This is a genomic window from Kitasatospora sp. NPDC034533 (assembly GCF_055575155.1).
This window is the reverse complement of sequence record NZ_JBVITE010000116.1, coordinates 1-11480: the sequence shown is the minus strand read 5'-3', so window position 1 is coordinate 11480 and position 11480 is coordinate 1. Positions and strand designations below refer to the sequence as shown.

At 75.6% G+C, this 11480-nt stretch carries 6 protein-coding genes and 1 pseudogene; 2 read left to right on the top strand and 5 right to left on the bottom strand.

The genetic code is table 11. From position 1 onward, the window contains the following. A pseudogene (locus ACZ55U_RS37945) lies at positions 1-92 on the top strand (ATP-binding protein); the annotation flags it as partial. A gap of 68 nt (positions 93-160) precedes the next feature. Here the strand turns inward: ACZ55U_RS37945 and cimA are convergent. The 3 genes from cimA to ACZ55U_RS37930 form a co-directional block, all read right to left on the bottom strand. After that, positions 161-1765 (bottom strand): citramalate synthase, encoded by a 1605-nt coding sequence (cimA, locus tag ACZ55U_RS37940; protein WP_465534005.1) that lies wholly within the window; start codon positions 1763-1765, stop codon positions 161-163. A gap of 391 nt (positions 1766-2156) precedes the next feature. Then, on the bottom strand, positions 2157-3269 hold the full coding sequence (locus tag ACZ55U_RS37935; protein WP_465534003.1) for a branched-chain amino acid aminotransferase: 1113 nt from the start codon (positions 3267-3269) through the stop codon (positions 2157-2159). A 248-nt stretch (positions 3270-3517) separates the two neighbouring features. Beyond that, positions 3518-4555 carry a 3-isopropylmalate dehydrogenase gene (locus ACZ55U_RS37930; protein WP_465534001.1) on the bottom strand — a complete coding sequence of 346 codons (1038 nt, stop codon included), beginning with the start codon at positions 4553-4555 and terminating at the stop codon, positions 3518-3520. A gap of 248 nt (positions 4556-4803) precedes the next feature. Here ACZ55U_RS37930 and ACZ55U_RS37925 point away from each other — a divergent pair, with 248 nt between their 5' ends. Then, positions 4804-7284 carry a YfhO family protein gene (locus ACZ55U_RS37925; RefSeq protein WP_465533999.1) on the top strand — a complete coding sequence of 827 codons (2481 nt, stop codon included), beginning with the start codon at positions 4804-4806 and terminating at the stop codon, positions 7282-7284. 80 nt (positions 7285-7364) lie between these two features. On the opposite strand, the gene ACZ55U_RS37920 is transcribed toward ACZ55U_RS37925, so the two are convergent. Further along, a complete protein-coding gene (locus ACZ55U_RS37920) occupies positions 7365-10724 on the bottom strand; it encodes a S8 family serine peptidase (protein WP_465533997.1) in 3360 nt (1119 codons plus the stop codon). Between the two features lie 240 nt (positions 10725-10964). Next, positions 10965-11132, bottom strand: a complete 168-nt coding sequence (locus ACZ55U_RS37915) for a hypothetical protein (protein WP_465533995.1) — start codon at positions 11130-11132, stop codon at positions 10965-10967. Positions 11133-11480 lie beyond the last annotated feature (348 nt).

Below are 11480 nucleotides of genomic sequence, written 5' to 3'. Positions count from 1 at the left end.
CCGTCATCACCCTCGACGCCCGCCGCCGCGACAGCGCCAAGAGCGCCCTCATCACCCTCGTCGAACACGCCCTCCTCGCCCGACTGCGGTGAACGCGCACGGCAGTGGCCCGCAGGACTTCGCGTGAGGTCCCGCGGGCCACGGTCGTGTCGGGCGCCGGCTACTCGGTGGGCTCCAGTCCGGCCCTGACGAGGCCGTAGGTGTACGCGTCCTCCAGCGCCAGCCAGGACGCGGCGACCACGTTGTCGGCCACGCCCACCGTCGACCAGGTGGTGGTGCCGTCGGTGGAGTCGATCAGCACCCGGGTCTTGGACCCGGTGCCGTGCTGGCCCTCCAGGATGCGGACCTTGTAGTCCACCAGCTCGAAACCGGCCAGCTGCGGGTAGATGCCCTCCAGCGCGGTGCGCAGCGCCTGGTCCAGCGCGTTGACCGGGCCGTTGCCCTCGCCGGTGGCGATCCGGCGTTCGCCCTTGGCCCACAGCTTGACGGTGGCCTCGTTGCCCGTGAAGCCCCTCGGCCCCTGCTCGCTGATGGTCCGCCAGGACTCCAGGGTGTAGAAGCGGTCCCGGCTGCCGCGCACCTCGTCGCGCAGCAGCAGCTCGAAGGAGGCGTCGGCGGACTCGTAGGTGTAGCCGAGGTTCTCCTGCTCCTTCACCTTGGCGACCACCCGGCCGGCCAGGTCCCGGTCGCTGGAGAGGTCGTAGCCGAGCTCCTTGCCCTTGAGCTCGACGGAGGCCCGGCCGGCCATGTCGGAGACCAGCATCCGCATGGTGTTGCCGACCCGCTCGGGGTCGACGTGCTGGTACAGGTCCGGGTCGACCTTGATCGCGGAGGCGTGCAGGCCCGCCTTGTGGGCGAAGGCCGAGAAGCCGACGTACGGCTGGTGGGTGGAGGGGGTCAGGTTGACCAGCTCGGCGATCGCGTGCGAGATCCGGGTCATCTCGGCCAGCCGGCCCTCGGGCAGCACCCGGCGGTCGTACTTGAGCTCCAGCGCGCCGACCACCGGGAACAGGTTGGCGTTGCCGACCCGCTCGCCGTAGCCGTTGGCGGTGCACTGCACGTGGGTCGCCCCGGCGTCCACCGCGGCCAGGGTGTTGGCCACCGCGCAGCCGGTGTCGTCCTGGGCGTGGATGCCGAGCCGGGCGCCGGTCCTGGCCAGCACGTCGGCGACGATCTCCCGGACGCCGCCCGGCAGCATCCCACCGTTGGTGTCGCAGAGCACCACCACGTCCGCCCCGGCCTCGTGCGCGGCGCGCACCACCGCCACGGCGTACTCGGGGTTCGCCCGGTAGCCGTCGAAGAAGTGCTCGCAGTCGATGAAGACCCTCCGGCCCTGGGAGCGCAGGAACTCGACGCTGTCCCGGACCATCTCCAGGTTCTCGTCCAGGGTGGTGCGCAGCGCGAGCTCCACGTGCCGGTCGTGCGACTTGGCCACCAGGGTGATCACCGGCGCGCCGGAGGCGACCAGTGCGGCCAGCTGCGGGTCCTCGGCCGCCTTGCCGCCGGCCCGGCGGGTGGCGCCGAAGGCGACCAGCCGGGCGTGCCGCAGCTCCAGCTCGTCGGCGGCGCGGGCGAAGAACTCGGTGTCGCGCGGGTTGGCGCCCGGCCAGCCGCCCTCGATGAAGCCAACCCCGAACTCGTCCAGGTGCCGGGCGATGGCCAGCTTGTCCGCCACCGTCAGGTTGATGCCCTCGCGCTGCGCCCCGTCGCGCAGCGTGGTGTCGAACACGTGGAAACTGTCATCGGTACGGGTGGCCTCGGTCATGACCCCTGGTTCTCCGTTTCGGGGAGGTTGGTACTGCTCTGCCGGACTCTTCTGGTCCCGGCTCCACTGTCCATGATCCCGCGCGCGGTCCCGGTGTCCCCGGGCCCCTTGTGGGGGCCGTCGGCCGGTCCGGGAGAAACAAAAAGACCCCTCGCGGGTGCGAGAGGTCTGCGCGCGGGTCTGGACGCTCGTGGTCGCTCCGCATCGGGTCCTGCGGAAGCGGTCACTGCGGACCGGCGCGCCTGCTGCTAATAATCAGCGAAAGCGAGGACACGCTCGCAGTCTGGCACAGCCCTCCGGATCGCGGTCCGCCCGTCTCGCGATGCGGGACGGGCGGACCGGTGTTCCGGTGTCCCGGCGCCCTGGTGTCCGGGGCGCCGGGGCACGGGGATCAGGCGATCTTGTGCAGCCAGCCGTGGGTGTCCGGGGTCCGGCCGCTCTGGAGGGACAGCAGCGCCTTGCGCAGCTCCATGGTGACCGGGCCGGGCTCGCCGGTGCCGACGGTCCAGTCGGCGGCGGCGGACTTCACCGAGCCGACCGGGGTGATGACGGCGGCGGTGCCGCAGGCGAAGACCTCGGTCAGGGTGCCGTCGGCGTTGCCCTGCTGCCACTCGTCCGTGGAGATCCGGCGCTCCTCGACCGCGTAGCCGAGGTCGGAGGCCAGCCGGAGCAGCGAGTCGCGGGTGATGCCGGGCAGCAGCGCGCCGGACAGCTCCGGGGTGACGATCTTCGCGTCCTTGCCCTCGCCGAAGACGAAGTACAGGTTCATGCCGCCCATCTCCTCGACCCACCGGTGCTCGGCGGCGTCGAGCCAGACCACCTGGTCGCAGCCCTTCTCGGCGGCCTGGGCCTGGGCGACCAGCGAGGCGGCGTAGTTGCCCGCGCACTTGGCGGCGCCGGTGCCGCCGGGCGCGGCCCGGACGTACTCCTTGGACAGCCAGACCGAGACCGGCTTGATGCCGCCCTGGAAGTAGGCGCCGGCCGGGGAGGCGATGATCATGAACAGGTAGGAGTTGGCGGGGCGGACGCCCAGGCCGACCTCGGTGGCGAACATGAACGGGCGCAGGTAGAGGCTCTGCTCCGGCTCGTTCGGGACCCACTCCTGCTCCTGGCGGACCAGCAGCTCGACGGCCTCGACGAAGGTCTCCACCGGCAGCTCCGGCATCGCCAGGCGGCGGGCCGAGGCCTGGAAGCGGGCGGCGTTGGCCTCCGGGCGGAAGGTGGCGATGGAGCCGTCGGCCTGGCGGTAGGCCTTCAGGCCCTCGAAGATCGCCTGGCCGTAGTGCAGGGTCATGTTCGCCGGGTCGATCTCCAGCGGCGCGTACGGCGCGAGCTGGGCGTCGTGCCAGCCCACGCCCTCCGTCCAGCGGATGGTCACCATGTGGTCGGTGAAGACCCGGCCGAAGCCGGGGTTGACCAGCCGGGCCTCGCGCTCCGCTGCCGGCAGCGGGTTGGCGGAGGGCTTGAGGTCGAACGTGATGGGCGCCTGGGTGGCCGTGCTCATGGCTGTTTCCTTCACCGTGTGGTTGGTCCGGGCCGCCACCGCTGAAGATTCGTTTCGGCGAAAATCACCGGAACGGACGCACAATGGCACGGCCCACTGTCGATACTCGCATCCAGAGGGCCGTGCCGAACAGCCGCATGCCCTGTTTTCGAGGGCCGCGAACTGCGATTATGCGGTCCGGCCCGCTGGGCCGGAGACCTTGTGGGGTCCGGCCCGTCAGCCGGAACCCCGCTCTCGGATCCGGCCCGCTACCCGGATACTCGGCCGGCGAGCGCGTCGCCGACCTCGGAGGTGCTGCGGGTGCCCGAGCGCTCGACCAGGTCCGCCGCGACGGCGGCCTCGACCTTGGCGGCCTCGGCGGCGAAGCCGAGGTGCTCCAGCAGCATCGCGACCGACAGCACGGTGGCGGTCGGGTCGGCCTTGCCCTGGCCGGCGATGTCCGGCGCCGAGCCGTGCACCGGCTCGAACATGGACGGGAACTCGCCGCTCGGGTTGATGTTGCCGCTCGCGGCCAGGCCGATGCCACCGGTGACGGCGGCGGCCAGGTCGGTCAGGATGTCGCCGAACAGATTGTCGGTGACGATGACGTCGAAGCGCTCCGGCTGGGTGACGAAGAAGATCGTCGCCGCGTCGACGTGCAGGTAGTCGGTGGTGACCTCGGGGAACTCCTCGCCGACCTCGGCGAAGATCCGCGTCCACAGGTGACCGGCGTGCACCAGCACGTTGTTCTTGTGCACCAGGGTGAGCTTCTTGCGCGGCCGCGCCTGCGCCCGGCGGTAGGCGTCGCGCACCACACGCTCGATGCCGTACGCGGTGTTCAGGCTGACCTCGGTGGCCACCTCCTGCGGCGTCCCGGTGCGCAGCGTGCCGCCGTTGCCGACGTACGGGCCCTCGGTGCCCTCGCGGACGACCACGAAGTCGATCTCCGGCTGGCCGCCCAGCGGGGACTTCACCCCGGGGAAGAGCCGGCCCGGACGCAGGTTGATGTGGTGGTCGAAGGCGAACCGCAGCTTGAGCAGCAGCCCCCGCTCCAGCACGCCCGACGGCACGCTCGGGTCGCCGATGGCGCCCAGCAGGATCGCGTCGTGGGACTTCAGCTCCGCCAGCACGTCGTCCGGCAGCGTCTCGCCGGTCCGGTGGTAGCGCCGGGCGCCGAGGTCGTACTCGGTGGTCTCCAGCTTCACGTCGGCGGGAAGCGCGGCACCCAGGACCTTGAGGCCTTCGGCCACCACTTCCTGGCCGATGCCGTCACCGGGGACAACTGCGAGACGAATGGTGCGAGACATGCTCGGACCCTACTCCGCCGTCCCAGGTGCTGACACCTCGCGTCCACGATGCGGACGGTCGGGCCGGGCCGGCCCCGCGCGCCGCGACGCGCGTGGTCCCTCCCGTACGGACATCCTGGCGGCCGTCCCGGGCCGCTCGGGGCAGTCTCGCCGGGCTTCACTCCTCCGGGGGAACGCGGGTGACCGGTGGAGCGGCGGGGGCGTGCTTAGGTGGCGGGGTTCGGCGGATCGCGTGGAGCGGGGTGCGGATGGGCGAGCGGCGGCGGGAGGCACTGGTCTGCGGGGGCGCGGCGGGGCTGGCGACGGGCGGGTACGCGCTGGCGGCGGGGCTGCGCGGGCAGTGGCCGGCCGGGGCGCAGGCGGTGGCCGTGCCGTACCACGCCCACCTGTGGGACCTGCTGCACGGGCAGGCCGCCGGGGACCTGCTGCTCAACTGGAACAGCGGCTACGGCGTCCCGTTCCTGGCGGACTTCTTCGCCTACCTGATGAACCCCTTCTCCTGGCCCACCGCGCTGCTGCCCCGCGACCAGGGCCCGCTCGCCGTCTTCCTGGTCACCCTGGCCACCATCGGCCTCGGCACCGCCCTGATGGCCCGCCTGCTCGGCCGCCTCCACCCCGGTCCGCGCCGGCTGCGGGCGCTCGCCGCCGTCGGGTACGGGCTGTGCGCCTGGGTGCTGGACGTCGGCGGGGCCGCCCCGATGTGGCTCTGGGGCCTGGTCTCGCTGCCGCTGCTCGGCCTCGCCGCCGACTGGTGCCTGCGCGAGCGGCACTGGGTGGCCGGGTCGCTGTGCGTCGCCCTCGCCTGGGCGGGCAACCTGTACACCGCCGCGCTGGCCACCCTGGCGGCCGGACTGCTGTTCGCCGTCCGGTTGTTCGCCGCCCCGCGCCCGCTGCGCCTGCGGGTCCGGGCCACCGGCCGGGCCGTCACCATGGCCGTTACCGGGGTGCTGCTCGCCTCGCCCGTGCTGTTCGTCGCCGTCCGGGCCGCCCGCCGGGCCCAGCCGGAGTCCCCGGTCGAGCCGCTCGGCCCGTCCGGCCTCGGCGGCCACCTCGCCCGGCTGCTGCCCGCCACCCACGGCGGCCAGCAGCTGCCGGACGCGGCGGTCGGCGTCCTCGGGCTGCTGGTGGTGTGCAGCCTGCCGTTCAATCGGCGGGTGCGGCCACGGGAGCGGGCGCTGTGGTGCGCGGCGCTGGCCCTGGTGGCGGTCGGCTTCCTCTGGACGCCGACCGTGCTGGTCTGGCACGGCCTGGCGATCCCGGCCGGCGGGCCGTACCGGGTGGCCTTCGTGCTCAGCGGGCTGCTGGTGCTGGCCGGCTGGGTCTCGCTGGCGCACCGGCCGGACCTGCTCGCCCTGCTGGGCGGCGCCGCCGTGGTGGCGGTGATCGCCGCCCTGGCGGCGGGCCGGCACGCGGTGCGCCCGGCCACCTGGGCGCTGCTGGCCGTCGGCGGCGCCGTCCTGTCGGCCGCGCTGTGGCTGCTGGACCGCCGGCACCCCGACCGGCGGGCGACCACCCTGGCCACCTGGGTGATCGGCGGCACGGTGCTGGGCAACGCCGTCTGGTCGGGGTACGCGGCGCTCGGCGCGGTCCCCACCGACGGCGTCTCCCCGGCGGCCGTCCGGGCCGGGCACGCGGCGCTGCGCGCGGCCGCCGACTGGCCGCGCGGCCGCAGCGACCCGGGCCCGCACGCCTTCACCCCCAACGACCCGCTGCTGCTGAACGGCCAGGGCGGCGGCTACTTCAGCAGCTACCTGCCGACCGTCACCGCCCTGCTGCTGCACGACCTCGGCGCGGGCTGGACGGCCGGCGGGCGGCAGACCGCGAGCGTCACCGACCCGGTCGGGCAGGCGCTGTTCGGCGTCCGCACCCACCTCGACGCGGGGCCACCGCCCCCCGGGTTCACCCCCGTCCGCGGCGCCGCCCCGCCGCTGGTCACCGTGCTGCCGGCGGGCGCCCGGCCGGACACCTCCTCGGTCTGGTCCCGGCAGGAGTCGCTGCTCGGCAGCCAGGTGTACGACGCCCCGCTGCCCGTCCCGGCCGGCGGTCCGGCGCCCACCCTGCACGGCACCAGCGGCTGGTCGGTGCCGGGCGGCCCGGAGGGCACGGTGTTCACCGCCGTCTGCACGCCGGGTGGGACGGCCTACTTCCACGCCCTCTGGTACCGGGGCACGGTCAGCGGCCTCGGCACCGGCTTCCGCAGCGACGGCGACCAGCCCACCACCGCCGTGCCGATCCACCGGCTGGGGACCGTACCGGAGGACGGAGTGGTCCGGGTGACCCTGCGCCCGGACGGGGTGAGCCAGGTCCCCGCCCGCCCGATCGGCTGTCTGCGGGCCGGTGCCCTGGAGGCCGCCGTCGCCCGCCTCACCGCCACCGGCGCCACCCGGGTCGAGGCCGGCGGGCACACCCTCACCGCCGCGCTCCCGGCCGGGTCCACCGGCACGGCGCTGCTGTCCGTCCCGGCCACCGAGGGCTGGACCTGCGCCGTCGACGGCGGGCGCCGCACCGCCCCGACCCCCGTCCTCGGCATGATCGGCGTCCCGCTGGGCGGGGGCGCCTCCCGGGTGGCCTGCTCCTTCCGCCCGCCCGGCCTCACCGAGGGCCTCACCGTCACCTCCGCCGGCGCCGCCGTCCTCGTCCTGGTGGCCGTCTTCACCCGCCTGTCCCGCCGCCCCACCGGCACCCCGCGCCGGGAGCGCCGCCGGGCGGCGCGGGCCTCCGGAGCGTGACGGCGGCCCCCCTGGTCGAGGAGCGGCGCGGACAGGGCGGGGCGGCCCACCGGAGTCCCGGCGGACCGCCCCACCTCGGGTCACGGCAGGTCGAGCACCTGGGCCCGCCGCTCCGCCGGGTTGAGGTGGTGGAGCAGCAGGAGCCGCGAGGTGTCGCCCTCGGCCCGGTGCACGGCGAGGACGCTGCCCGGGCCCGCCGGGGCCGTCACCGCCGCCGGGCCGGTGGGACCGGCGCGCACGGTCAGCGCCGGGTGCAGGACGTCGAACGGGACGGACGGGTCGGCGCCGGTCAGCCCGATGGTGGAGAGCGCCTCCGCCGCGTCGGGCGTCCCGCCCCCGGCGTAGCCGGTCCAGACCCCGTAGCGGACGGTGCTGTGCCCGGGTGCGACGCCGGGCAGGGCGCCCAGCCGGACGGGCAGCACCAGGACGTCGCTGTCCAGCAACCCGGTGTCGGTGTCGCCCCAGCGGGCGTTGAGCGGCTGGACGTCGAGTTCGGCCCCGGTGCGGGCGTCGAGGGCGCGGGAGACCAGCACGTCGCTGCCGCGCTGGCGGTCGGCCTTGAGGATGACGTCGGTGCTGCCGTCCCCGTCGGTGTCCAGCGCCACCCGCACCCCGTACAGCCCCACCGGGGTGCTCGCGGGCGCCCACAACCACACTCCCACGTACAGGAGTTCGGAGTCTGCGGCGGCCCCGGCCGCGCGCAGGTCGGCGGACCGCTCGCCGGGGTGCTCGACGCAGACCTCGTCCGTCTCCTCCCCCGCGCCGTCGGGCCGGCCGCCCGCCCCCGGGCCGGCCGCCACGCCGTCGACGCCGGGCGGGCAGTCGGGCCAGCGGGCCCCCTCGCCGCCGAGCGCGAACGCGCTGACCAGGCCGGGCCGTTCGCCGGGCGCGGCCCGGCCGCCGAGGGTGACCAGGGTGCCGTCCCGGGCGGTGCGGACGGTGGCCGTCGCGGCGAGGTCACCGACCGGGCGCGGGGCGGCCAGCACCGGGACCCGCAGCTGCGGCAGCCCGTCGTCCCCGACCGGTGTGAGCAGCACCCGCCCGGAGAGCTCGCCCCGGTAGGCGCGGGCCCTGCCGCCCTGCACGGTGTCGGTGGTCGGGTCAGGCGCGCGCCCCAGCCGCCCCGGCACGGTCAGCGTCACCCGCACCCGCGCCGTCCCGCCCGCCGGGACGTCCACCCGGGCCGGTGTCACCCGGTAGGAGGCGCCGGGCACCTCGGTGGCGGCCGCGTACGAGGTGCGGTAGCCCAGCGGCGCGCCGGAGGTGTTGCGCACCTCGATCTCCCGGGTCAGCGCCGTCGGGCCGCCGGCCTCGACCGGTCCGAAGGAGACCCCGACGGCGCCCTCCACCGCGCCCTCCCCCGCCGCGTAGGCGACGGCCGGGGTGCGGACCGCCTGGTCCACCCGGACCCGCCCGGCCCCGGTCCGCTCGGGCCCGTAGACCGGCCCGGTGCGGTCGTCGCCGAGATAGGTGTCCACGCTGGTGTTCATCAGCGCGGCCTTGACCTGCTCGACCGTCCAGTCCGGGTGCGCGGCGCGGACCAGCGCGGCGAGCCCGGCCACGTGCGGGGTGGCCATCGAGGTGCCGCTCTCGCGCTGCCCGCCGGTACCGCTGCCGACCAGGCTGGACCAGATGCCCTCGCCGGGGGCCGCCAGGTCGGGCTTGACCACGCCGGGCACGCCGATGCCGCGCGAGGTGAAGTCGGTCAGGGTGTCGACCCGGCCCGGCTGGTCCTGCGCGACGGAGCCGTGCAGCGGGTTGCCGGGCGTGGCGAGCCGGACCCGCACCGGCCCGGCGGCCACGGCCCGCCGCAGCCGCTCGCCGTCGGCCCGGGCCAGCAGCGCGGCCGGGATCCGGTCGTCGCCGGAGATCTCGGCGAGGTGGTCGGAGTCGGCGGCGTACAGCGCGCCGATCGCGCCCGCGTCGGCGGCGTGGTCGGCGCGCGGTCCGGAGTTGCAGGGGCGGTCGGCCTCGCGGGTGCGCCAGTCGAGCAGCGCGATCCGTCCCTTCAGCCGCTGCCGATCGGCCTCGCTGAAGTCGGTGCAGCCGTCCGTCTGGTCGACGGGCAGGGCGAGTTCGCCGCTGACCTCGGTGGTGGACCAGCCCTGGTAGCGCTCGCTCCAGTGGGCCGGGAGGACCCCGGCCTCGGCGGCGGGGGCGAGCACGGTGATGCCGTCCACGTCGGCGTGCCCGTGCACCGAGGCGGCGACGGTGATCGCCCGGGCGGCGGTGCCGGGGCTGCCGCCGATGGCGTACACGTCGCCGTCGTTGCCCGCCGCCGCGATCACGACGGTGCCCAGTTCGGCGAGCCGGTCGACGGCCAGCGCGTCGGTGTCGTCGGTGCTGCCGAAGTGGCTGCCGAGCGAGAGGTTGACGACGTCCAGCCGGTCGCTGAGGTCGCCGTCCCCGTTCGGGTCGGCGGCCAGGTCCAGCGCCTCGGCGACCCGGTCGGTGGAGCCGTCGCAGCCGAACACCCGGATCCCGTACAGCTGCGCGCCCGGGGCGGTGCCGGGGCCGATCCGGAAGGCGGCCGGGTCCAGCCCGGGCCCGTACGGACCGGTGTACGGGCGGCCGTCGGCGGTGACGCCGTACCCGGCGGCGGTGCCGGCCACGTGGGTGCCGTGCCCGTTGCGCACGCAGTCGATCGGGTTGTCGCTGGGGTGCGGCACCGGCTGGTGGTGCGGGGAGGCCGGGTCTGGGTCGTAGTCGTCGCCGACCAGGTCCCGGCCGCCGACCACCTTGGCGTTGGGGAACAGCGCGGGCGGCGCGGGCTTGCCGCGCTCGACCGAGCGGAAGGCCTCCTCGGTGCCGGGGCCGCCGAAGTCGGCGTGGGTGTAGTCGATGCCGCTGTCGATGATCCCGATCCGCACGCCCCGGCCGGTGCCGCCGGCCGGGTCCGCGGCCCAGACCCGCGGGGCTCCGGTCAGCGGCACGGAGTGGGCGTTGTCGCGCCGCTTGTTGACGATCGGGTGGACGGCCCGCACGCCGGGCAGCGCCCGCAGCGCGGGCAGCCGGTCGGCGGGCACGCCGACCGCGAGGCCGGCCAGCACGGTGCGGGTGCGGTAGAGCTCGCGGGCGTTGGGCGCGGCCCGGTGGACGGCCCCGGCGAGCCGGTCGAGCGCGTCCCCGGCCCGGGCCCGCTGGGCCGCGCCGGCCCGGGCGGCCTCCCGGTGGACGTCCTCCGGGGAGCGCCGGGCCCGCCGGGCACCGTCGGCGGCGCGCCGCCAGGCGGGGCCGGCCGCCTCGGTGGTGAGTTCGAGCAGGACGGAGACCGTTCGGCCCGGCACCGCCGGCCCGGCCGGGGCCGGTCCGGCGGACGGTGGCCCCGCGGCCGGCGGGCTGCCCTGCGCCGGGGTGGCGGCGAGGGCGGCGCTGGCGGCCAGCAGGGCCAGGGTGAGGCCGATCCGGGCGGCGGGTCGGCGGACGGGTGGCAGACGCACTGGGCCCTTTCCCCCGGCAGGGGGACAGATCCGCACACCGTGCCGCTGACGTCCGCCCACGCGAACGTCGATCACCCCTCCGAGGGCCCCAAATTAGGATGATCGCGCTGCCGGGGACGAGCAACTTCCCTCGGACGGACCGAGGTTGCACTCTACTGGGTGACGTCGAACCGACCCGTTCGGCCTATTCGGCGGATGAACGCCACCCGCCGCGACGACGGCCTCAGTGGTGGCCGGTCGTCACGAGTGGTGGCCGGTCACGCCGCCGTTGTCCCGCCGGTCCAGCGAGCGCTGGAGGGCGGCGGCCGCGAAGGGGTTGCGCTCGACGGCCCGGCGGCGGCGCGGGGCTCGGGCGGGGGTGGCGGCGGGGGCGGACGTGGCGTGGCGGTCGGCGGCGGTCGGCGACATACCGGGCTCCTTGGAAGCGGCGCTGCGGGAGGCCAGCGCGAGGGAGGTGAGGGGAGCGCGGGAGCAGGGATCGCCTGCTCGTGAAGGCGCACGCGCACACGGGCCGCGAAGCCCTGGCTACAGGGGCGGCACACCGTATGGCCCTTCCACGGTACGACCAGGCCCCGGCCGTGTCTGCACGAATACTTGGATTTCCTAGTATCTGAGACGGGAGTCACCCGGGAGAACGCGGCAGGGGGGGGGGGGGGGGGGGGGGAGGGGGGGGGGGGTGGGGGGTGGTCTGTGGTAGGGGAGGGCAGGGGGAGGGGGCGGGCGGGTGGCCGCCACCAAACACAGAATGGAATGAAC